26 protein-coding genes are annotated in these 20,633 nt (G+C 49.1%); 23 read left to right on the top strand and 3 right to left on the bottom strand.

Annotation, left to right across the window (positions count from 1 at the left end; genetic code table 11):
- The first annotated feature begins 61 nt into the window (after positions 1-61).
- From E8L90_RS20675 to E8L90_RS20655, 5 genes are all read left to right on the top strand, one after another.
- Positions 62-1,354, top strand: a complete 1,293-nt coding sequence (locus E8L90_RS20675) for an arsenic transporter (protein ID WP_137031104.1) — start codon at positions 62-64, stop codon at positions 1,352-1,354.
- Between the two features lie 135 nt (positions 1,355-1,489).
- The gene (locus tag E8L90_RS20670) at positions 1,490-1,879 is read left to right on the top strand and encodes a hypothetical protein (RefSeq protein ID WP_137031102.1); all 390 of its coding nucleotides are present in this window, start codon (positions 1,490-1,492) and stop codon (positions 1,877-1,879) included.
- A 27-nt stretch (positions 1,880-1,906) separates the two neighbouring features.
- Positions 1,907-2,509 carry a gluconate 2-dehydrogenase subunit 3 family protein gene (locus E8L90_RS20665; protein ID WP_137031100.1) on the top strand — a complete coding sequence of 201 codons (603 nt, stop codon included), beginning with the start codon at positions 1,907-1,909 and terminating at the stop codon, positions 2,507-2,509.
- Complete coding sequence (locus E8L90_RS20660; protein WP_137031098.1) at positions 2,496-4,115, top strand: GMC family oxidoreductase; 1,620 nt, start codon at positions 2,496-2,498, stop codon at positions 4,113-4,115. Before E8L90_RS20665 ends, E8L90_RS20660 begins: the two co-directional genes overlap by 14 nt.
- Positions 4,116-4,211: 96 nt before the next feature.
- Positions 4,212-4,547: an ArsR/SmtB family transcription factor gene (locus E8L90_RS20655; RefSeq protein ID WP_137031096.1), complete on the top strand. Its 336-nt coding sequence runs from the start codon at positions 4,212-4,214 to the stop codon at positions 4,545-4,547.
- A 21-nt stretch (positions 4,548-4,568) separates the two neighbouring features.
- Here E8L90_RS20655 and E8L90_RS20650 read toward each other — a convergent pair whose 3' ends face one another.
- The gene (locus tag E8L90_RS20650) at positions 4,569-4,820 is read right to left on the bottom strand and encodes a glutaredoxin family protein (RefSeq protein ID WP_137031094.1); all 252 of its coding nucleotides are present in this window, start codon (positions 4,818-4,820) and stop codon (positions 4,569-4,571) included.
- A gap of 158 nt (positions 4,821-4,978) precedes the next feature.
- Here E8L90_RS20650 and E8L90_RS20645 point away from each other — a divergent pair, with 158 nt between their 5' ends.
- From E8L90_RS20645 to E8L90_RS20570, 14 genes are all read left to right on the top strand, one after another.
- Positions 4,979-5,233 (top strand): gamma-type small acid-soluble spore protein, encoded by a 255-nt coding sequence (locus E8L90_RS20645; RefSeq protein ID WP_341870815.1) that lies wholly within the window; start codon positions 4,979-4,981, stop codon positions 5,231-5,233.
- A gap of 154 nt (positions 5,234-5,387) precedes the next feature.
- Positions 5,388-5,795, top strand: a complete 408-nt coding sequence (gene acpS, locus E8L90_RS20640; protein WP_137031092.1) for a holo-ACP synthase — start codon at positions 5,388-5,390, stop codon at positions 5,793-5,795.
- A gap of 244 nt (positions 5,796-6,039) precedes the next feature.
- On the top strand, positions 6,040-7,077 hold the full coding sequence (locus E8L90_RS20635; protein ID WP_137031090.1) for an outer membrane lipoprotein-sorting protein: 1,038 nt from the start codon (positions 6,040-6,042) through the stop codon (positions 7,075-7,077).
- Between the two features lie 745 nt (positions 7,078-7,822).
- A complete protein-coding gene (locus E8L90_RS20620; RefSeq protein WP_137031088.1) occupies positions 7,823-8,905 on the top strand; it encodes a hypothetical protein in 1,083 nt (360 codons plus the stop codon).
- A 185-nt stretch (positions 8,906-9,090) separates the two neighbouring features.
- Positions 9,091-9,531 carry a hypothetical protein gene (locus tag E8L90_RS20615; protein WP_137031086.1) on the top strand — a complete coding sequence of 147 codons (441 nt, stop codon included), beginning with the start codon at positions 9,091-9,093 and terminating at the stop codon, positions 9,529-9,531.
- A gap of 2 nt (positions 9,532-9,533) precedes the next feature.
- Positions 9,534-10,736, top strand: a complete 1,203-nt coding sequence (gene alr / locus E8L90_RS20610) for an alanine racemase (RefSeq protein ID WP_137031084.1) — start codon at positions 9,534-9,536, stop codon at positions 10,734-10,736.
- A gap of 229 nt (positions 10,737-10,965) precedes the next feature.
- Positions 10,966-11,265: a CopG family ribbon-helix-helix protein gene (locus E8L90_RS20605; protein ID WP_007721089.1), complete on the top strand. Its 300-nt coding sequence runs from the start codon at positions 10,966-10,968 to the stop codon at positions 11,263-11,265.
- Between the two features lie 3 nt (positions 11,266-11,268).
- Positions 11,269-11,619 carry a type II toxin-antitoxin system PemK/MazF family toxin gene (locus E8L90_RS20600; RefSeq protein ID WP_005830205.1) on the top strand — a complete coding sequence of 117 codons (351 nt, stop codon included), beginning with the start codon at positions 11,269-11,271 and terminating at the stop codon, positions 11,617-11,619.
- A 208-nt stretch (positions 11,620-11,827) separates the two neighbouring features.
- A complete protein-coding gene (locus E8L90_RS20595) occupies positions 11,828-12,256 on the top strand; it encodes an anti-sigma regulatory factor (protein ID WP_137031082.1) in 429 nt (142 codons plus the stop codon).
- A 5-nt stretch (positions 12,257-12,261) separates the two neighbouring features.
- Positions 12,262-13,263, top strand: a complete 1,002-nt coding sequence (locus tag E8L90_RS20590) for a PP2C family protein-serine/threonine phosphatase (RefSeq protein WP_137031080.1) — start codon at positions 12,262-12,264, stop codon at positions 13,261-13,263.
- Positions 13,264-13,286: 23 nt separating this feature from the next.
- Positions 13,287-13,613: an anti-sigma factor antagonist gene (locus E8L90_RS20585; RefSeq protein WP_137031078.1), complete on the top strand. Its 327-nt coding sequence runs from the start codon at positions 13,287-13,289 to the stop codon at positions 13,611-13,613.
- Positions 13,613-14,107 carry an anti-sigma B factor RsbW gene (gene rsbW / locus E8L90_RS20580; protein ID WP_137031076.1) on the top strand — a complete coding sequence of 165 codons (495 nt, stop codon included), beginning with the start codon at positions 13,613-13,615 and terminating at the stop codon, positions 14,105-14,107. Before E8L90_RS20585 ends, rsbW begins: the two co-directional genes overlap by 1 nt.
- Positions 14,076-14,864: an RNA polymerase sigma factor SigB gene (sigB, locus tag E8L90_RS20575; RefSeq protein ID WP_137031075.1), complete on the top strand. Its 789-nt coding sequence runs from the start codon at positions 14,076-14,078 to the stop codon at positions 14,862-14,864. The genes rsbW and sigB overlap by 32 nt, the downstream gene beginning before the upstream one ends.
- Before the next feature lie 97 nt (positions 14,865-14,961).
- Positions 14,962-17,124 carry a Tex family protein gene (locus tag E8L90_RS20570; RefSeq protein ID WP_137031074.1) on the top strand — a complete coding sequence of 721 codons (2,163 nt, stop codon included), beginning with the start codon at positions 14,962-14,964 and terminating at the stop codon, positions 17,122-17,124.
- A gap of 21 nt (positions 17,125-17,145) precedes the next feature.
- On the opposite strand, the gene cmpA is transcribed toward E8L90_RS20570, so the two are convergent.
- Positions 17,146-17,268: a cortex morphogenetic protein CmpA gene (cmpA, locus tag E8L90_RS20565; RefSeq protein ID WP_137031072.1), complete on the bottom strand. Its 123-nt coding sequence runs from the start codon at positions 17,266-17,268 to the stop codon at positions 17,146-17,148.
- 76 nt (positions 17,269-17,344) lie between these two features.
- The gene (locus E8L90_RS20560) at positions 17,345-17,683 is read right to left on the bottom strand and encodes a hypothetical protein (protein WP_047074029.1); all 339 of its coding nucleotides are present in this window, start codon (positions 17,681-17,683) and stop codon (positions 17,345-17,347) included.
- Between the two features lie 192 nt (positions 17,684-17,875).
- Between E8L90_RS20560 and E8L90_RS20555 the strand changes: the two genes are divergently transcribed.
- The 4 genes from E8L90_RS20555 (at position 17,876) to tsaB (ending at position 20,631) form a co-directional block, all read left to right on the top strand.
- Complete coding sequence (locus E8L90_RS20555) at positions 17,876-18,337, top strand: SprT family protein (protein ID WP_137031071.1); 462 nt, start codon at positions 17,876-17,878, stop codon at positions 18,335-18,337.
- Positions 18,338-18,435: 98 nt separating this feature from the next.
- The gene (thiL, locus tag E8L90_RS20550) at positions 18,436-19,452 is read left to right on the top strand and encodes a thiamine-phosphate kinase (protein WP_137031070.1); all 1,017 of its coding nucleotides are present in this window, start codon (positions 18,436-18,438) and stop codon (positions 19,450-19,452) included.
- 5 nt (positions 19,453-19,457) lie between these two features.
- Positions 19,458-19,928 carry a tRNA (adenosine(37)-N6)-threonylcarbamoyltransferase complex ATPase subunit type 1 TsaE gene (tsaE, locus tag E8L90_RS20545; RefSeq protein WP_137031069.1) on the top strand — a complete coding sequence of 157 codons (471 nt, stop codon included), beginning with the start codon at positions 19,458-19,460 and terminating at the stop codon, positions 19,926-19,928.
- Positions 19,909-20,631 carry a tRNA (adenosine(37)-N6)-threonylcarbamoyltransferase complex dimerization subunit type 1 TsaB gene (tsaB, locus tag E8L90_RS20540; protein WP_137031068.1) on the top strand — a complete coding sequence of 241 codons (723 nt, stop codon included), beginning with the start codon at positions 19,909-19,911 and terminating at the stop codon, positions 20,629-20,631. The genes tsaE and tsaB overlap by 20 nt, the downstream gene beginning before the upstream one ends.
- Positions 20,632-20,633: the final 2 nt, after the last annotated feature.

Below are 20,633 nucleotides of genomic sequence, written 5' to 3'. Positions count from 1 at the left end.
GGTAGAAGAGCGGACTTTTCGAGGTCCGCTCTTTTTGGTTTTTGGAAAGGAGATACATGCAGTGGTTTGGATTTCATTCTTCCTTTTTTTGATTACGTTGATATTGGTTATCTGGCAACCGAGGGGGCTGTCGATTGGTTATCCGGCTGTCGGTGGAGCACTGTTGGCCTTGATGATCGGGGTAGTCACGATCGGTGATGTCGCAGAGGTAACCACCATTGTGTGGAACGCGACGCTAGCGCTAATCGGGATTATCATCATCTCGCTCGTATTGGATGAAATCGGTTTTTTTGAATGGGCTGCGCTCCATATGGCTCGTTTTGCCAAAGGGAATGGGCGGCTTATGTTCGTTTATGTCATCCTGCTTGGTTCACTCGTATCGGCTTTGTTTACGAATGATGGGGCTGCCTTGATCCTGACCCCGATTGTGTTGGCACAGGTGCGGGCACTGAAGTTGGATGGGAAAACGGTTTTGGCATTTGTCATGGCAAGCGGGTTCATTGCAGATACGAGTTCTTTGCCCTTTGTGATTAGCAATCTGGTGAATATTGTTTCTGCTGACTACTTTGATATTGGCTTTGCTGCGTATGCGGCCAAAATGATCATGCCGACTTTGTTTTCGATTGGTGGAAGTCTGTTGGTTTTGTACCTATATTTTCGCAAAAGCATCCCAGCGCAGATTGATCTTTCCCATCTAAAAAATCCGGTGGAAGCGATTCGCGACCACAGAATGTTTCGCCTAGCATGGCCGATTCTTGCGGTCTTGTTGATTGGCTTTTTTATAAGCGAGTCCATCCATACGCCGGTGTCTATCATCATTGCAGGGGCAGCCATCATTTTTTGCTTGGCTGCAAGAAAAAGTGAAGCAATCACCATGCGGCGGATTATAAAAGAAGCGCCGTGGGTAGTCGTTGTTTTTTCGATTGGCATGTATGTCGTGGTGTGGGGGCTACACAACGCGAGATTGACAGACTTGGTCAAGGACACCTTGGATTGGTTCATGGGGCATGGTTTATTAGCAACGACTTTGGGAACAGGCTTTCTCGCTGCTGTTCTTTCCTCTGTCATGAACAACCTTCCGACTGTCATGTTCAACGCGTTGGCGATTGCCGAGACACAGGCAGACGGAGTATTGCGGGAAGCCATGATTTATGCGAATGTGATCGGGAGCGATTTAGGGCCGAAAATGACCCCGATTGGATCACTGGCCACTTTGCTCTGGTTGCATGTCTTGGGACGCAAAGACGTGACGATTACGTGGGGACAGTATTTTCGGACAGGGGTTGTTTTGACCGTACCGACATTGACGGTAACCTTGATTGGTTTGTATCTGACGTTGATTTATTTTTCATAGGGAATGAAAGCCTGCTGGTTAATGGTCAGCAGGCTTTTTTCTATTCATCACGCTGCTTGCAGTGAAATAGGCAGAATAGGACCTGGCAAGGACGGAAAAAATAGGCGCAACGTACATAAAAAGGAGGATGTTTCCATGTGGCATGGCTGGCCGATCGAACGCGTACTCATTCTTTTTGCTGGATTGGCGTTTGCCCTGATTGCGGTTCAGGTCACACTTTTTCACTCCAGACAAAACTTCCGACATTGGGCAATGTGGATTCCTGTGCTTGAGCTCCCTGTATTTGCGGTTACTGCTATTGTTTTATCGTTTGTGAATGCGGGGTGGCTGCGTTGGGTGTTTGCCTTGATGATGGTGGTTGGTGTGGCTGGTGGTTTGTACGGAGCCTATTTGCATACGGTCGGGGTTGGGCAGCGTGTGGGAGGTTATTCACAAGGTCAAAATTTTCTTGTCGGTCCTCCTGTGATTCTTCCTTTACTGATCACAGCAATGTCAGCATTAGGGCTTCTTGCGCTGTTTTGGTAAAAATCGTTTTCGAAGGGGTGAGAGGACATGGAGAAGCCTGGACGTTACCCATCCTATGATGTTTGGGACCAGCATACAGAGTGGGATGCTCACACCAGGAAAGTAGTAGGGGCCAGACGAATGCCTGCGATTGCCAACCAATTTTTTACGAAGCCTGAATCCTTACTCTTGCAGACAGTCGTAGGCGTATTGGTCCATGATCACCGTTTGGAGGTGCTGACCTTTGTGGTGGAGCATCTGGATAATACGACGGCTAGTAATATCGGCGAGTCGCAACGAAAAGTCGGACTTCCGCCCAAAAAAGAGCTCTATCGCTCTGGCTTGAAAGGGATTGATGCGGAGAGCCATGCTGCTTATGGAACTGATTTTGTTGCGTTGAAGCTAGACCAGCAGGATGCTGTTCTTCAGCACATCGCGAATGGGGGCATCCAAAACCAGGAGGCGTGGAAAGACCTTGCTCCCGCAGATTTTTTCAAGCGGTTGCTGCATGACACAGTCAGTGCGTACTATTCACATCCGTTGGTTTGGTCGGATATTGGCTACGGCGGACCCGCTTATCCGCGCGGCTATGTACGGGTGGAAAAAGGATTGACGGACCCATGGGAGGCGAAAGCAAATGACGAGTCATGACCATCATACGATTACTCATCGCCCGACTCCTGTGGATCAAAGAAAGTACGCTGATGACGCAGATGTATGTATCGTAGGTGCTGGAGCGGCAGGGGGAGTACTGGCTTATGAGTTGGCAAAGGCCGGGTTGCGTGTAGTCGTACTGGAAGCAGGGCCGTTTTGGGACCCGCAACACGATTTTGCCAGTGATGAGCTGTCGATGCGGAGATTGGCCTGGCAGGAAACGAGGCTGGTAGCAGGCAAAGACCCACTGCGTTTGGGGCATAACAACTCAGGACGAGGAATTGGGGGAGGCACCGTGCATTTTACAGGGGTGTTCCTGCGGTTCCACGAGAGTGATTTTAAGACAAAGACTGTAGATGGCGTAGGGGAAGACTGGCCGATTACATATCAGGATCTTGCCCCGTATTACGACAAGATTGAACGGGAGATTGCGGTTTCAGGTCCGGATCATTTCCCGTGGGGTACCTTTCAAGGCCCGTATCCGTACCCCGTTCGGGAGCCCATCAGTGCCAATGCCCAGCTGTTCCGGGAAGGGTGCGAGAAGCTCGGGATCGAGAGTGTGGTCGCCCCTCTGGCGATTTTATCGGGTCCTTTTGATGGACGTCCCCCCTGTATCAATCGTGGCTTTTGCAATCAAGGGTGCATGCCAAATGCCAAGTACAGCGGGTTGATTCATCATATCCCCAAAGCGATAGCGGAGGGGGCAGAGGTGCTGTCCGACTGCATGGTGACGGAAATTTTAATGGCTGGCGACCGGGTCAGTGGCGTGTTGTTCAACCATAATGGTTTGACGCACAGGCAAATGGCTCGTGTGGTCATTTTGGCCGGGTTTGTGGTAGAGACTCCCCGATTGCTGCTCAGTTCGGCGAATGCGCAGTTTCCGCAAGGGCTGGCGAATTCGAGCGGATGGGTAGGGAAGGCCATTATGCCCCACTCCAGTCATGATGTATACGGACGCCTCCCGGAGGAAGTGCGGTTGTATAAGGGAACACCAGTACTTGCCTTGACCCAGCATTTTTATGAGACAGACCGGGAACGAGGGTTTGCCCGCGGATATACATTGAGTGCACACGGGTCACGTCCAGTCGGGATGGCGGCTGCTATTGCTGCCGAGAGGGAAGACGGCTCGTATTTATGGGGAAAACAACTTCGAGAGACCATGCTAGATTACAATATGTACGCACGGATCACCTTAGTTGGGGAAGTACTGCCTCATCCCGATAACAAAGTGACGCTCTCAGGGGAAAAAGATGAATACGGTATGCCAGTCCCTACGGTAACGTTCAGTTATCAGGAGAACGACAAACAGCTTTATAAGCATGCCATTGGGCAAATGAACCGGATTATAGAAGCGATGGGGGGGCAGCCGGAGCATGTGGTGTCTGATACTGCTCATCTCATGGGGGGGTGCCGGATGGGGAATGACAGGGAGACCTCTGTTGTGAATGAATATGGGCAGTCACATGACATACCCAATCTTTTCATAGCAGGTGCTTCTACGTTCGTTACCTCGAGTGGCAGCAACCCGACAAATACAGTCATGGCGCTGGCTGCGCGCACTGCAGACAAGATCATTGAGGCGATGAAAAAGCAAGATGTATAAGCAGGGTTCACATAACTTTTGCGTTCTATCTTCCCCATCATATAAGCCATATAGTATACTGATAAACAGATATGTAAGGCAAAGGTGGGTATCCTTATGGAAATGGATTTGATGCAGGTTCTGTTTTTGTCAGAGACTTATAAGCTACTTGGTGACAAGACGCGCTTGACGATCATGGCTCTCCTGCAAGTACAGTCCTTATGTGTTCGTGATCTCGTGGAAATTTTGCAAACTTCTCAGCCTTCTGTTTCCCAGCACTTGGCTAAGCTCAAAACTCATGGTTTGGTCAAAGAGCGTCGGAAGGGACCGTGGGTATATTACTCCGTTAATGCAGAATGCGGACCTGAAGTTAAGCAAATTTTGTCTAACTTGCCGGATATGTCGCCAATCGTCAAACAAAAATCAGCTGCAAGTGAACCTTCATTTGGCTGATCAGTCGTAAAAAGCGTTGGATCAATTGAGATCCAACGCTTTTTTTAGTTCTTCCTTGTCAAATCCGTGGATAACGGTTTGCTCGCCGTTTTCCTTTTCAATGTAGGTTACAGGTGTCATGCTCGCACCTAATTGAATGGCTTCCTGGAAATAAGCCTGGTTTTGACGGATGTCTCTGTCTTCGAAAGCAATGTTGTTTGAGGTCAGCCACATTTTTTCTTCCTGACAAGGACCGCAAGTGACTTGGGTATAGATAATAACCTTGTGAGCCATACAGAATTGCTCCTTTCAAAAGCAGAATAGAAGCCTTGCACTTTCCAATATGAATGATCGGTGGCGACAAAGCAAGTAAACAACAACACAAATTGGGAAAATAAGGATGGATACACACATGGGGGGCTGTACAAATTATATTCAGTGACGTCGAGGAGGTGAAAGTAACGATGCCTAAACAAAACAGAGGTATGGGCCAAGCGAACCAAGCTAGCCAAGCAGCAAACACTGCGACTGAATTCGCAAGTGAAACAAACGCAGCAGAGGTTCGTAGTCAGAACCAACAATCCGCACAACGCGCTGCTTCCCAAGGCGCTGCGACTGAGTTCGCAAGTGAGACAAATGTTGCGGAAGTTCGCCGTCAAAACCAACAATCGGCTGCACAACAATCTTCTGGCCAAGCTACTGAGTAGGAGCCAGCGGACAAAAGCCCTCGCAATTTGCGGGGGTTTTATTTTTTTACGTAAAGTCTATGCATGGAATGTGGTTTTTATCCTCGCACTTGCAAAAGCGTGGAAGTGGATGATACTGTGATTCGTAAATCAGGCCACTAGGAGGCAAGTGCTCATGATCATTGGAACAGGTGTAGACATAGTGGAAATAGAGCGCATCGCTACTTTGATAAAAAGACAAGAGCGTGCGATCAAACACTTTTTGACCACAGATGAACAACAGCTTCTGCATGGAAAGTCAGAGACAAGACAGGCGGAAATGGCTGCAGGCAGATTTGCTGCCAAGGAAGCGGGAGCAAAGGCTCTTGGGACAGGCATTGGTGCCGTACTCAGCTTTTTGGATATGGAAATCCTCCCGAATCATTTGGGCAAGCCGGTCATGACCATAAAGCACGAGGTGTACAGCAAACTCGATCTGGACCCCGCCCGCATTCATATTCATGTGAGCATTTCGCATAGCAAGACGCATGCGATTGCACAAGTCATTCTAGAGGATCGATCGATGTTTGAACAACCTCGATAAACTTGTCTGCATATTGGGACGAGGATGGACATACATTTATATCGCGTAGATCAGGAGGGACTACCTGCTCTTACATAGGAAGGCTAAGTCTGTAGCCGATCCAAGCGATATATCGCCAACTTCGTATCCATTTGCAACCATTGACACGATGTGCGCTGCATGGGCGAGAGACTGACAGATTTCCCAGGAAATAGACAGGGATGCCCTTCTTTGTCGAAAATATTGACAAGGAGGAGTTCATTGAATGAAACGGGTAGCTTTACCACTGGTGTTATTGTTGGTTTTCACCCTGTTCCTCGGCGGTTGTTTCGGTCAGAAAACACCAGAAGATGTGGTGAGCGACCTGAACGGTACGCTGGGAAAAATGACTGGGTACAAGTCTCAGGCTGTTTTGACCATGCAGACAGGCTCTACCCCCATGGAGTACGATGTTCAGGTCTGGTATGAAAAGCCAACCAACTATCGGGTAGCTCTCACCTCGAAGCAGCGTGGCATTACACAAATCATCTTGCGAAACAATGAAGGAGTCTTTGTACTGACCCCTCATCTGAACAAGAGCTTCCGCTTCCAAAGTGGCTGGCCTGAGAACAACGGACCGTTGTATCTATACGAAACGCTGGCCAAGAGCATTATCGATGACACTGAGCGCCAAATGAAGATGGAAGAAAAGCAGTATGTATTCGAAGTGAAAGCGAACTACAGCGGCAATCGTTCTTTGACCAAGCAAAAAATTTGGCTGACAGAAGATTTCAAACCGACGCACGCCGAGATTATGGATGCTAGCATGAATCCGCTGGTACGGATTGATTTCACTGATTTTTCGTTCAACCCTATGTTTGACAAAGACTCCTTTGACAAAGAGCGCAACATGACAACGAGCTCGTTGACAACGATCCCAACAATGGCGCGAGCAAATGGACAGGTCGTGAAACAGCCGAACAGCCAATTCGGTGTCATCGTCCCTACGTATATACCAGAAGGAGTTAAGCAAGGAGATATCGAGCCAGTCACCCGTGATGGGGAGAGAAAAGTTATCTTGACCTACAAAGGGACCTACAACTACAAGGTCATCGAAGGGCGCCCGACAGCAGCATCCGTGTCGTATGAGCAAGGTATGCCTGTAAACCTCGGCTTTACGGTTGGTGTGCTTGCACAGACAGGTGAAAATCAGCGACTTCTGACATGGGAGCTCGACGGCATCGAATATACAATCGCGGGGGATCTTCCTGAGGAAGAAATGGTGAATGTCGCACAGTCGACATATGGCCTCAGCGCGAAATAAAAGTGTGGGAGAGGGGACGGTGAATGCCGTCCTCTTTTTGCTTGCTTTGGAAAGTAGCTGCAGTGGTGGGGAAGAAGCGCATTTCCAGTCTACGCTTCGGCCTACGCCCTACAAGGGGTTAGACTGTCCGCTCCGGATTGAATGTCGGGAGCGCTTCAAACGTAGAAGTTTCGATGAAGTAGTTCATAAGTGAAGCTGAAATTCCCCGACATTCAATCCTACGCTCAGGTGGGCTCCAGAGGCGCTTGGACTGGAAATGCACTTCTTCCCAAGCGGCTTTGTTCTACTATCTAAGAAAAATCCCCCTGTTGATACTCAAAGGATGATCTTCCAAGTTTTAAAGGGAGCGATGAATCCAAAAAGCTGGCGAAAAGAAAAAGCGCAGGGCTCGCAGACCTTGACAACGCCTACCCAGTCGGAACTTCAAAAAGAGGACCACGCTTGTCGAACACTTCTTCTCTGAGAAACTTCCGCCCGTAGGGTGGCTTTGGCTCGACGGTCCTCTTTTTGAAGTGGAGACGGACAGTCCATCACCACCGCTGGCGTGTCAGAGTCGAAGAGAACTGTGCTTTTTCTTTTCCTCCACTATGTTGACTCAAACCCAAATGCCCTTCATAGTTTTCTACGATTTTCCCTCAAGTTTTCCTTTTTTCTCAAACGGGAATCTAAAAATACCCATGTACACTTGGTCTTGTACCAAAGAACAAGCACACTACACGAGCATAGACGAAAGGGTTGAGTGTATATGTTTAGCAAAACGAAAATGGGAATGCTGATGGGAACGATGGCAGTGGTTCTGAGTCTGGGGAGCATAGGCGGAGCAATGGCAGCCGATTCAGCAAAACCAACTTCATTGAATAAACCCGCTGAAGTAAAATTCAAAACAGGCAAGATGGGCCACCACGGTGGAGTTGGCTTCAAAGAAAATACAGAGCTACTCTCGCTGTTGAAGCTGGATGCTGACAAGCTGAAAGAAGAGCTTGCGGCAGGAAAAACACTCGCAGTGATTGCACAAGCTCAAGGAGTCGACACTGCTGATGTCGTCGCACTTCTGGTTGAACAGCAAGAAGCCAAACTAAAGGAAGCAGTAACAGCAGGTAAGCTCACGCAGGAGCAGGCAGATAAGCTGTCTGAAAATCTGAGCGATCGCGTAAAAAAACAGGTAGAAAACATGAAACCAGATAAAGGCTTCGGCAAAGGAGGCTTCATCGGTGGCTTCGAGAAAAACGAAGAACTGCTGTCCCTCTTAAAGCTGGATGCGGATAAGCTCCAAGAAGAGCTAAAAGCGGACAAATCGCTGGCTACAATCGCAGAGGCCCAAGGCGTATCTGTGGATGATCTGGTGGCTTTGTTGGTAAAACAACAGGAAACCAAGCTGAAAGAGGCGGTAGCAGCAGGCAAGCTCACGCAGAAGCAAGCAGACAAGATGAATGAAAATGCGAGCGAGCGAGTAAAAGAAATGGTTCAAAACAAGCATCACGGACGTGGACCGGGTAAAGGAATGGGTATCGGGAAAAATGAAGAACTGCTGTCCCTCCTCAAGCTGGATGCAGACAAGCTGAAGGAAGAGCAAAAAGCAGGGAAATCATTGGCGACCATCGCCAAGGAGCAAGGCGTAAAAGTGGATGACGTCATCAAGCTCTTGGTAGGTGAGCAAGAAGCTAAGCTGAAAGAAGCCGTAAAGGCAGGCAAGCTCACACAGGAGCAAGCAGACAAGCGCAGCGAGGAATTGACAGCGATGGTGCAAAAGATGGTGGATGGCAGCTTTGAAAAAGTCGTTTTCCCAAGACATGAAAAAGGGGAAAAAGACCAGAAGAAATCCAAGTAGAAAAGTCAGCAGGTGGGAGCCAATCCCATCTGCTTTTCTATTTTCTCTGGGATTGGTCGATGTGCGTCGATTTGTACATAAAAACCAACGTGCGAATGAGGTGAAAGGACAATCCGCGAATTGACACACAGCGGGAAAACACGATACATTCAGAGTAACTTATTGAATGAGGTGGCATGCTTTACATGAAGAAACCGTCTAACGAAGTTTTGTACCAGGAAGCATCGACCTACAAAGACATGCTCCTGCGAAAAAGCTGGAAAATGCGCATTAACGAGACTATCATGTTTGTGCTGGGAATGATGATTCTCGCTCAATTTTTCCAGACCAATGACACGCGATTCAAGGTGCTTGTTTTCGCCATTGCCATTGCTGTTGTTGGATTGTCTCCGTTTATGTACAAATCGGTATTGCGTCCGGTGTACAAGCTGACCAAGACCCACCTGATTATATCCATGTCAGGACAGGAAAAGAGCTACCCGCTATCTGAAGTCGAGCAAATTTATGAAGGCCGTCATTTTTATCTTGTAGGCGGCAAAAAGGAATCACTGATGGTTTCCAGGCAATTTCTCAGTCATTTAAATGAACGCTTGTTTTACTATAAAAAAGGGAACAAGAGGAGATAGGAATGAAATCGTTTTGTCGTGACACTTGGGTAGAGGTTGATTTGGATGCCATCCGGGCGAACCTCGAGACATTCAAACGTCATTTGCCAGAAAAAACAGGTATTATGGCTGTTGTGAAAGCAGACGGGTATGGTCATGGCGCGGTCCATGTTGGAAAAGAAGCGTTGGCGAGCGGTGCAGATTCACTTGCAGTCGCATTGCTCGATGAAGCGCTTATTTTGCGGAGGGCAGGGATCAAAGCGCCGATTTTAGTGTTGGGATACACACCTGTCGAATCCATTGTCACTGCAAGCGAGCTGGAAGTGGAGTTAACCGCTTACAGCGTCGAATGGATCACGGAAGCGAACGACATTCTTCAGAAAAACGATCACAAGCCTGTCGGGATTCATGTGAAGACCGATACCGGCATGGGACGTTTGGGCGTTCGGACAAAGAAAGATTTGCTTGCGTTGGTCGGTGCCCTTGAAGAATCCCCTAAGCTTAAGTGGACAGGCATTTTTACGCATTTTGCCTGCGCGGATGAACCAGATACAACCCATGTGCGACGACAACACGACTTGTTTCAATCCTTTTTGCAAGCACTGCGTGAAGCAAATAAAGCATTGCCGACCGTTCATTGCTGTAATACGGCTGCGGCTATTGCATTTCCCGATTGGGGGTATGATACGATTCGTTTAGGCATAGGTTTATACGGATTGTATCCTTCTTTGTACATGAAAGAACGTGCGGATGTCACTCTTGCCCCAGCCCTGGCGCTCAAGACCAGAATCGCCCACGTAAAAAAGGGAGATGAGCCATTCACGGTCAGCTATGGTGCTACGTATACAGCACAGCCTGACGAGTGGATTGCAACGCTGCCGATCGGATACGCAGATGGCTATTCTCGCCTTTTGTCCAATCGTGGTGAGGTGTTGTACAACGGATCGCGCTACCCGATTGCAGGCAGAGTTTGCATGGACCAAATCATGGTCAGCCTGAATTCGACAGAAGCAGATGTCGATGATGAGGTCGTTTTGTATGGCAAGCAAGGGGACGAGGAAATTTCCTTGGATGAAATTGCCGATTTACTGGGAACCATCAATTACGAGGTTCCTTGTATGCTGAATTACCGAATTCCGCGCCTCTATTTGCGCGCCCAGAAAGTAACGGACGTATTTCACCCATTGACGATGAAGCACTCTTCTTACGAAAATGGAAATAACTAGCAGGGTAAATCAGCAGGAATTTTCCCGTGGAACACGAATACTAGTTAAGCGAAAAAGCTGGCTTTTTTGGGTAAACGAAGTCTTCACCTGCATCTTTGGATTGTTTACACTCACGTTTTCACACCGAAAAAGCGACAGTAGGTATATTTTTGCAATGGATTCGACATAATGGTATTGTTCATATTGGCTGTTCTTTCTAGAACCAGCATTGCGGATGGAAGTTACGGTCATGGTTGGAGGTGGATTTGTCTTGTCGAAGTCAAACACGAAACGCATCATGATCAGCTTGCCACAACACTTGCTTCAGGAAGTGGATGGCGTTATTCAAAAGGAAAAATCCAATCGCAGCGAGTTTATTCGTCAAGCGATGCATTTGTATTTGAAAGAGCGAAAAAAACGCACAATCCGTGAGACCATGCAAAAAGGGTACATGGAGATGGCGAAGATCAATCTGAATATGGCATCGGAGGCTTTTGGCGCTGAAGAAGAGGCTGACCATACTCTTGTCCGCTTAGTTAGCGGGGTGTGACTGGTGATTGTCAAACGTGGCGATGTGTTTTTCGCGGACCTGTCCCCGGTCGTTGGCTCTGAGCAAGGAGGCGTACGGCCTGTTTTAGTCATTCAAAACGACATTGGAAATCGATTTAGTCCGACGGTCATCGTCGCAGCCATTACGGCGCAGATTCAAAAGGCGAAGCTGCCTACGCATGTGGAAATTGACGCAAAAACTTATGGATTTGATCGTGACTCCGTCATTCTGTTGGAACAAATACGAACCATTGACAAACAACGTCTAACTGATAAAATTACGCATCTCGATGACGAGATGATGGATCGGGTTAATGAATCCTTGCAAATCAGTTTAGGACTCATTGATTTTTAACGTGTGAAAAAAGATCAGACTATTTGATAGGAAAAGCCACTTGAGTGAAGCAAGTGGTTTTTTGCTGTCAAATTTGCAGGGATTTCGTAGGTGCACATCGAACTGTTCGAAAAGAGAATATCAGACAAAATGTGACACAATATGATTTATTTTTCGAGGTAGAGAAAAAACTCATTTCTACCTACCAAGCGAGGCGGAAGGGGTTTTTTTGGTTGTGGCAGACTATTCTCCTGAGACAATCAATATAGAACAAGAATCAGACATCGTGACGGCGCGGCAAGTGGGGCGAAACATGTCGAAGCTGTTTGGCTTTGGCACGATCACGCAGTCCCGCATCGCCACGTCAATCTCTGAATTAGCTCGCAACATTTATTTGTATGCGGGTACGGGGACGATCACTATTTCACCGATTGAGCGCGAAGGAGTGATTGGCCTGAAAATAACAGCCACTGACAGCGGTCCAGGGATTCCTGATATTCGCCAGGCGTTAGATGATGGCTATTCGACTTCGGGTGCCCTCGGGGCCGGATTACCGGGTGTCAGGCGCATGATGGATGAATTTGAGATCCACAGTACCCTGGGAGAAGGGACGCGTGTCATTGTTGTGAAGTGGAGCGATCAAGTAAAGGAGGAATGAGATAGATGGTAACCCGGAGCTTCCAGGAAGAGTATGTAAAAATTCTTCGGGATTACCTGAGTGCTCAAGGGGAGGACCAGCTTTACGGAGCCCAGCAGTTGGGTAAATGGATGCTATCTCGAGATATTTCGCCAGAAGAAATAACGGATTTGCATGCGCAAGCGCTTGAGCAGCTCGGGGAAGTGCCAGAGTTTGTGCGCTCCTCCTTCTCCATTTTGACAGAGGTCATGATTGAATATGGGAACGAGCACCGATCCGTAAATAGCTGGCGCAATCGCCATCAGCAGATGGAATCAGAAATAGCCGTGGCGAAAGCGATGCAGCAATCACTTTTGCCAAGTGAGGTTCCACTCTATTCAGAGCTGGAGATTGGCGTAGTGAGTATTGCTGCGAAACAAATCTCGGGCGACTATTACGACTTCATTGAGCAAAGTGAAGGGCGTTTTGGTGTCGCCATAGCAGACATTACCGGAAAAGGAATGCCTGCTGCGATGTGTATGTCGATGGTGAAATATGCGATAGACAGCCTTGGACAAATGGAGCTGGGTCCCGATGAAATGCTGCACCATTTAAACCGGATCGTGGGAAGAAATATTGATCCGAGCATGTTTGTGACGATGCTGTTTGGCAGTTATGACACAAAGGAACACTGTTTCCGTTATGCGATGGCAGGACACGAGCCAGGATTTTTGTACAGGTCGGCAGAAGGAAAGTTTTACGATCTCGAAGGGCGAGGGAATGCACTCGGTTTATGCCCAAACAGTGAATACGAGGTTCAGGAGATTCATTTAGAAATAAATGATGTTCTGATTCTTCTGACGGATGGTGTAACAGAATGCAAAAATAACCGATATTATTTGCAAAGGGAAGAGCTTGTACACCATTTGCAAAAAGAGGTGGGCGAATCTGCCCAAAAGATGGCAAACGGCCTGTACAATAGACTGCTTCTGCTCTCCCAGTTTGACCTGCTGGATGATTACACCATGATTGTACTTCGAAGAACCTAAGCAACGTACGGGGGGAGACGCAGATGGACCTGCTAATTCAGACAACGAGCCTTGAAACTGAGCACCGAGTGGTCCTTGGTGGAGATATTGATGCTTTTACAGCACCGAAAGTAAAGGAAACACTCATGTCACTCGTCACCAAGCCAGATATCAATCACATTACGGTTGATTTGGAAGCAGTAGAATACATGGATAGTACCGGAATCGGAATTTTCATCGGGATTATGAAAGAGTGCTTCCAACGAAATCGTACATTTGAGGTGCACAAATTGTCTCCGCGTGTGGAAAGGCTATTTCGAATCACTGGCTTATACGATCATATTGCCATCCGCAAAGGAGAGAGCGAGTAATGGGTCCAAATCGACCTCTGGCAGACGTGATTCAATTGACTTTGCCAAGCAAGGCGGAGTATTTGGGAGTAGCCCGTCTGACTGTATCCGGTATAGCCAACCGCATGGGCTTTTCTTATGAAGAGATTGAGGATATCAAGCTTGCCGTCGGAGAAGCATGCACGAATGTAGTAAGACATGCATACAAGGAAATCGAGAATCCTGGCTCCATTCATATCCAATGCCACGTTTATGAAGATCGGTTGCTGATCGAGGTAAGCGATCAGGGCGTTGGATTTTCAAATGAGCTCATTGCTGAGCAACTGACGCCGATTTATGCAGGGAAAAACCTTGAGGATTTGGATGAGGGCGGGCTCGGGCTCTATCTCATCCACACGCTTATGGATGAGGTGGAGATTCGCTCTGAATCAGGAGTAGTAGTCTCCATGACCAAGTATGTTCGGCAGGATGGGGTGGCTGGCAATGACTGGACAATCTCGGAAGCAGAAATATAGTCCAGAGGAGTTGAAGGAGCTCATCCACCTGTATGGTGAAACAAAAGATCCTGCGATACAGGAACAACTGGTGAGGGCCTATACTCCTCTTGTAGAATCGTTAGCGAAGAGGTTTGTTCGCGGACAAGTCATGTATGAAGACCTCGTGCAAGTTGGATTAATCGGCCTGCTTGCTTCCTTTCGTCGGTTCGACCCTAGCTTTGAGCGGACATTTGAGAGCTTTGCGATTCCGACTATCGTGGGGGAGATAAAGCGCTATATTCGGGACAAGACATGGAGTGTCTATGTTCCACGCAGAGTAAAGGAACTGAGCCCGAAGATCAAAAGGGTGGTCGACGAGCTCACGATCAAGCTGCAGCGATCTCCCCAAATTGCAGACATTGCCAACAGCCTCGGCGTTACAGAGGAAGCCATTCTAGAGACATTGGAGATGGGGCGCAGTTATCACTCTCTCTCTATGGACAGCGAGCTGGAAGCGGATCTGGACGGCAACACTATTTCTTTACTAGACCTAGTGGGGACGACGGAAGAAGGATACGGAGCAGTCGAGCAGAATCTGATGCTGGAGCGGGCCCTGCAAATTTTGGATCACCGTGAAAAGGAAATCATTCAATTAACTTTTTATCAAAATTTGAGTCAAAAGCAAGCGGGGGACATCATGGGGATGTCGCAGATGCATATTTCCCGCCTTCAGCGCAGGGCGTTGGGCAAGCTGAGAGAAGCATTGAAAGTGGAACAGCTGGAAACCGCGACGTAGAGGGGCCAAGTGGCTCCTCTTTTTTCTTCCCTTTTTCCAGTCCTTGTTAGCAAATGTGGTACAATAAACGACGAAGAATGAGCGCAGGAGGACAGGTATGGAGCTTACGTTGATGATCCAGACAATCGCCCAAGATACGGGTGTCAAACCTCACCAGGTGGAGCGTACGGTTGCCCTCCTGGATGAAGGAAACACGGTTCCTTTTATTGCCCGCTACCGCAAAGAAATGACGGGGCAGCTAGATGAAACACAAATTCGAGCGATTGAGGAACGCGTTCGCTATTTACGCAACCTGTCAGTGCGGAAGGAAGAAGTCGTTCGGCTCATCGATGAGCAAGGTAAGCTGACGGACGAGCTGCGCACAGCTATTGAGCGTGCGACAAAGCTGCAAGAGGTAGAGGACCTGTACCGCCCTTATCGCCAAAAACGCCGAACGCGTGCAACCATGGCCAAGGAGAAGGGACTAGAGCCACTTGCCAACTACCTCATGAGTTTACCGAAAACCGGGAATCCGGAAGAAGAAGCAAAACCGTATATCAACCCGGAAAAAGGCGTCGAGACGACTGAGCAAGCTCTGCAAGGAGCAATGGACATCGTGGCGGAACTTCTGTCTGATGACCCAGAAATTCGCCAGTGGGTTCGTCAACGCTCCGTGCAAAAAGGATTGCTTTTGACGGAGCAGAAAGCCGAAGAAGCAGATGAGAAAAATGTATACCAAATGTATTACGCATATAGTGAGCCTCTGAAAAAGGTCGTTCCACACCGGGTACTGGCCATTAATCGGGGAGAAAACGAAGGTATTTTGAAGGTTTCCATTGAAGCGCCTGTCGTAGAGATTGTGGCTTGGATGCAAAAACGAACCATTCCGCGTGATACAGTTGCCCGCGATCTACTGACCTTGACAGTCGAGGACGCGTATAAACGTCTGATCGCCCCTTCTATTGAACGAGAGGTGCGCGCCGAGCTGACAGAGGCAGCCGAGGAACGTGCGATTCATATCTTTGCAGAAAACCTGCGCAATTTACTGCTTCAACCGCCTGTAAAAGGCAAAATCGTACTTGGGGTCGATCCGGCGTTTCGGACAGGCTGTAAGCTCGCCGTTGTAGACGAAACCGGGAAACTACTCGAGGTTGCCGTCGTTTATCCAACCCCTCCGGCCAATAAAGTGGCAGAGGCTACAGTGAAAGTGAAGCAGATGATCGAAACCTATGGAGTCACGGTTGTTGCGATTGGCAACGGTACTGCTTCGCGCGAGACAGAACAGTTCATTGCCACGCTACTAAAAGAGCTGAAGCGAGAGGTAATGTACATCATCGTGAACGAGGCAGGTGCATCCGTGTATTCTGCTTCCACCCTGGCCAAGGAAGAATTCCCGGACTTGGATGTAGCTGAGCGAAGTGCAGCTTCGATCGCGCGTCGTTTGCAGGACCCGCTCGCAGAGTTGGTCAAAATCGATCCAAAGTCCGTCGGGGTCGGACAGTACCAGCACGATGTTTCCCAATCGAGACTGGCAGACAGTTTGCAGTTTGTGGTTGAATCTGCGGTAAACCATGTCGGGGTGGATGTGAATACCGCTTCTCCTTCTCTATTGCAATATGTGTCAGGGATCAGCCGTCAAGTGGCGGGGAATATCGTGAAAAAACGGGACGAGATCGGGAAGTTTACGGAGCGCTCCCAGCTGAAGGCAGTTCCGCGCTTGGGTGCTAAAACGTTCGAGCAGTGCATCGGGTTTCTCCGCGTGATGGATGGAGCGAATCCACTGGATAAAACGCCAATTCACCCGGAATCGTACGATGCGACCCACCAGCTATTGTCGATGCTGGGCATTAGCGCTCAGGAGATTGGCAGTGACAACTGCAAGGAACGCGTACAGTCTTTGGATGTAAAAGAGACCGCTGCGAAGCTCGGGATTGGCGAGCCAACACTGCAAGACATTGTAGACAGTCTCTTGCGTCCTGGTCGCGACCCGCGTGATGAGCTGCCAAAACCACTCTTGCGAAGTGATGTCCTCCAGCTGTCTGATCTAGGGGTGGGCATGAAGCTGCAAGGTACTGTGCGCAACGTGGTCGACTTCGGGGCGTTTGTGGATATTGGTCTGAAAAACGACGGTCTCGTGCACATTTCCCGTTTGAAAAAGGGCTTTGTGAAACATCCGCTTGAAGTGGTGACTGTTGGCGATATCGTAGATGTATGGGTAGTAGAAATTGACGAGAAACGTCAGCGTGTAGGGATGACCATGATCGCACCAACGGAAGGATAAATGTGAAAAGGCGGCCTCCTGTCAGTCAGGGCGGCCGCCACTTTTTTCTAAATATAAGAACCAGCAACTGTTGAGCACACGAATTTGGCGAACGTCCTTCCCATTAAAGGCACGTTGCAACTGCCTGCGCATCCATTGTGGCATGAAAGTACCCCCTGGAGATATTCGTCTATAGGCAATGTATGCGCCGAGACGAGCAGGAGGTGCCTAGAATTTTACTTTACTCTTCTTCTTCGTGCAAATACTCCAATTGGGCTTGAAGGGCCCGGATCTCTGTCAATAATGAGATGAGTGGATACTCGGTCTCTTGTAGGGCAGCGAAGCGGCGCTCCAGACCACTGACGTACTCCAAACCATCTACGATCGAAAGCCCGCTCTCTAACCGTTCCACATCCGCACAGTCTGCCAGAACCGTAGGCAATTCCGGGCGCTCTGTGATCGTCAATTTGTCAATTTCCTTGTAAAGTCGTTTCAATAGAGCGATTAATTGGTACATATGCGTTTCGGGCAAAGAGACAAACTGTAGTCCGTCACTGGACTGCAACAACAAATAGCGCATGAGCTCCTCCACCATTCTGTCTACCGTGTATTTGTGAAAAACGTCTAGACGTTTTTCATTAAACAGGATATGACCGCATGCGGTCGGCAAATAAACGGTCACAACCGTTTATTTGCACTCAGTGTAGCCTATCTGTCTGGCACTTTTCAACTGGAACTGCTATGGTGAAAGGAAGGAAGCGGAGGAGATGAGATGACCGATTCGGAACTGCAAATGCTGGTAGAGCAGATATCCAGCGAATTTTTTGCCAAGCCCTTTCGCCATCAGGCCCGCTTTAACAGCAGATTGCGCACGACTGGCGGGAGGTATTTGCTGCGCTCGCATGACATTGAATTGAATCCGAAGCATTTGCAGGAGCATGGTGCGGAGGAATTAATTGCGATCATCAAGCATGAGCTTTGCCATTATCATTTGCACATAGAAAAGCGCGGGTATCGTCACGCTGATCGGGATTTTCAACTGCTTCTGCACCAGGTGGGGGGAAGTCGATACTGCCAACAGGTAGGAAACGGTCGGACGACCCTGCCTTATCGCTACGAGCTGGTTTGCAAGGCATGTGGCATGAGCTACAAACGCAAACGAAAGATGAACCCGAGCCGCTATCGTTGCGGACGCTGCAAAGGAAAGCTGCTGCTGCACGAGCTAACGACGTAAAGAGTCAGAGGGTGTTGGCTTTCTTGCGCGACTTTTGACAGCAGGGGTATAATGAACAGACGAAAAATGTTTTCCGCGAAGGAAAAGGAGCGTTTGAAGTGGCACACGACGAATTTTCCCTGATCCGGCAATGGACGAGTCGTTCTGCGGGGCAGGAAGGGAACGGTTTGACCGTCGGGATAGGGGATGATGCCGCTGTCTTCTCCCCAGCACCAGAAATGGAAGTCGTGGCCTGCTGCGATGCGATGGTAGAGACGGTTCATTTTTTGAAGAAAACGATGAATCCTAGTGATATCGGATATAAGGCTGTTATCAGCAATGTGAGCGATGTTGCAGCGATGGGCGGGGTTGCCCGGTATGCGCTTGTCAGTATCGCGGTCAGTCCGCAATGGACACCTGACGAATGCCAGCAAATCTATGAAGGTATCTACGAGGCTTGTCAGGCATATGGAGTTCGTGTCATTGGTGGCGATACCGTTTCCGCCCCTGATGCCCTACACCTGAGTGTGACCGTATTGGGTGAGGTGGAAAAAGGGCGTGCCATTCGCCGCTCACAGGCAAAGCCTGGGCAGCTTGTTTTTGTTACAGGGCATGTCGGAACTTCTGCAGCAGGACTACATCTTCTCCTGCAAGGCGAGACTGCTGAAAGAGGCGTCTCTTTACCTTGGGAGACATTAATGGATGCCCATCAGCGTCCCGTTGCCCAAATAAAGGCGGGCAGACTGCTCCTGGAATCAGGGGCATGCAGTGCGCTGAATGATGTCAGTGATGGACTGGCCTCAGAGCTGTGGGAGATTGCTGAGGCGAGTGGTGTATCGATCTTGGTCGATGCTGCAACGGTACCGATCCATGACGAAGTTCGGGAGTATGCACGGCATGTAGAAAAAGATCCGCTGGAATGGGCTTTTTATGGCGGTGAAGATTATCAATTGGTCGGAACGCTTGCGAAAAGTCACTACGAAGCCGTAAGCAAGCAATTTGCCGCTAGTGGTGTACCCTTTACTGTCATCGGTGAGGTGGTAGAAAAAAGGCATGAACCAGAATTGATGCTTCAGCGCGATGATCAACAGCTCCCGTTGCCCAAAGCGGGATTCAACCATTTTAGGAGTGGATGAAAGAGATGAGCTATACATGGAGGCTCACGGGAGCGCAGGAGACGCAGCGCTTTGCCGAGCAACTGGCAAGTCTGCTTGAACCAGGTGACTTCCTCGCGATGGAGGGGGATCTGGGAGCGGGCAAGACGACTTTTACCCAGGGGTTGGCCAAAGGACTAGGAATCCGACAAGTAGTGAACAGTCCGACCTTTACCATCATAAAAGAATATCAGGGGCGCTTGCCGCTTTATCATATGGATGTCTACCGGGTAGGCGATGATCCAGACTCTCTTGGTCTGGACGATTACTTTTTTGGCGAAGGTGTCTGTGTCGTAGAGTGGGCTTCTTTGATCGAGGATGTCCTGCCGACAGATCGGGTGACCGTCTTCCTGCGTAGAGAAGGGGAGGAACAGCGGATGATCGAGCTGGTTCCTCAAGGGAATCGTTATGTGAAATTGTGTGAGGAGTTTGATTTTGATGCGCGTACTGGCGATTGATACATCGAATCTGGTGCTAAGTGTAGCTGTGGTAGAGGAAGAGCGAGTCTTGGCCGAAATGACGACGAACCAGCAAAAAAACCATTCCGTGCGTCTGATGGATTGCGTCAGTGAACTGCTCGATGCAACAGGAACAGCGCCAGAGGAACTCAGCGGCTTCGGGGTGGCAAACGGACCGGGCTCCTATACGGGCGTGAGAATCGGCGTTGCCTCTGCGAAAAGCATGGCTTGGTCGCTGAATGTCCCGGTCATTGGTGTATCCAGTCTGGAGGTAATTGCCATGAATGCCACAGGCTTCTCTGGATTGATTGTACCGTTGTTCGATGCGCGCAGAGGTCAAGTGTATACCGGCTGTTATCGTTCCGATGGCATGGAGGCGGTGCGAGCGCAGTCCACAGAACAAATCATCCTGCTGCGAGAATGGCTGCCACTGTTGCGAGACCTGGCGCAAGGAGAGCCGATCTTGTTCTTGGGTGAAGATGTAAGGTTGCATCGGGAGACAATTGTGCAAGAGCTCGGGAATCAGGCGCAATTTGCTTCTCCAGCGTTCAATCACCCACGTGCTGCTCATATCGGCTATGTGGCACTGCGCAAGCTTCAAGACGGCGGAAATGCGCATGAACTGGTTCCAGAGTATTTGCAACTGGCAGAAGCAGAAGCGAAGTGGCTTGCCCAAAAGCAGGCGGGGGCCGTAAAGGAGTAAAA

It is taken from the genome of Brevibacillus antibioticus, assembly GCF_005217615.1.
In the GTDB taxonomy this organism is placed as follows: domain Bacteria; phylum Bacillota; class Bacilli; order Brevibacillales; family Brevibacillaceae; genus Brevibacillus; species Brevibacillus antibioticus.
The sequence above is the reverse complement of the archived record's forward strand: the minus strand, read 5'-3'. Positions and strand labels throughout refer to the sequence as shown.

Bases quoted from the DNA above. Each gene is read 5' to 3' on its own strand.
- E8L90_RS20670 (WP_137031102.1), top strand. From the start codon at position 1,490: ATGTGGCATGGCTGGCCGATCGAACGCGTACTCATTCTTTTTGCTGGA.
- E8L90_RS20665 (WP_137031100.1), top strand. From the start codon at position 1,907: ATGGAGAAGCCTGGACGTTACCCATCCTATGATGTTTGGGACCAGCAT.
- E8L90_RS20660 (WP_137031098.1), top strand. From the start codon at position 2,496: ATGACGAGTCATGACCATCATACGATTACTCATCGCCCGACTCCTGTG.
- E8L90_RS20655 (WP_137031096.1), top strand. From the start codon at position 4,212: ATGGAAATGGATTTGATGCAGGTTCTGTTTTTGTCAGAGACTTATAAG.
- E8L90_RS20650 (WP_137031094.1), bottom strand. From the start codon at position 4,820: ATGGCTCACAAGGTTATTATCTATACCCAAGTCACTTGCGGTCCTTGT.
- acpS (WP_137031092.1), top strand. From the start codon at position 5,388: ATGATCATTGGAACAGGTGTAGACATAGTGGAAATAGAGCGCATCGCT.
- E8L90_RS20635 (WP_137031090.1), top strand. From the start codon at position 6,040: ATGAAACGGGTAGCTTTACCACTGGTGTTATTGTTGGTTTTCACCCTG.
- E8L90_RS20620 (WP_137031088.1), top strand. From the start codon at position 7,823: ATGTTTAGCAAAACGAAAATGGGAATGCTGATGGGAACGATGGCAGTG.
- E8L90_RS20615 (WP_137031086.1), top strand. From the start codon at position 9,091: ATGAAGAAACCGTCTAACGAAGTTTTGTACCAGGAAGCATCGACCTAC.
- alr (WP_137031084.1), top strand. From the start codon at position 9,534: ATGAAATCGTTTTGTCGTGACACTTGGGTAGAGGTTGATTTGGATGCC.
- E8L90_RS20605 (WP_007721089.1), top strand. From the start codon at position 10,966: ATGGTTGGAGGTGGATTTGTCTTGTCGAAGTCAAACACGAAACGCATC.
- E8L90_RS20590 (WP_137031080.1), top strand. From the start codon at position 12,262: ATGGTAACCCGGAGCTTCCAGGAAGAGTATGTAAAAATTCTTCGGGAT.
- E8L90_RS20585 (WP_137031078.1), top strand. From the start codon at position 13,287: ATGGACCTGCTAATTCAGACAACGAGCCTTGAAACTGAGCACCGAGTG.
- rsbW (WP_137031076.1), top strand. From the start codon at position 13,613: ATGGGTCCAAATCGACCTCTGGCAGACGTGATTCAATTGACTTTGCCA.
- sigB (WP_137031075.1), top strand. From the start codon at position 14,076: ATGACTGGACAATCTCGGAAGCAGAAATATAGTCCAGAGGAGTTGAAG.
- E8L90_RS20570 (WP_137031074.1), top strand. From the start codon at position 14,962: ATGGAGCTTACGTTGATGATCCAGACAATCGCCCAAGATACGGGTGTC.
- cmpA (WP_137031072.1), bottom strand. From the start codon at position 17,268: ATGCCACAATGGATGCGCAGGCAGTTGCAACGTGCCTTTAATGGGAAG.
- E8L90_RS20560 (WP_047074029.1), bottom strand. From the start codon at position 17,683: ATGCGCTATTTGTTGTTGCAGTCCAGTGACGGACTACAGTTTGTCTCT.
- E8L90_RS20555 (WP_137031071.1), top strand. From the start codon at position 17,876: ATGACCGATTCGGAACTGCAAATGCTGGTAGAGCAGATATCCAGCGAA.
- tsaE (WP_137031069.1), top strand. From the start codon at position 19,458: ATGAGCTATACATGGAGGCTCACGGGAGCGCAGGAGACGCAGCGCTTT.
- tsaB (WP_137031068.1), top strand. From the start codon at position 19,909: ATGCGCGTACTGGCGATTGATACATCGAATCTGGTGCTAAGTGTAGCT.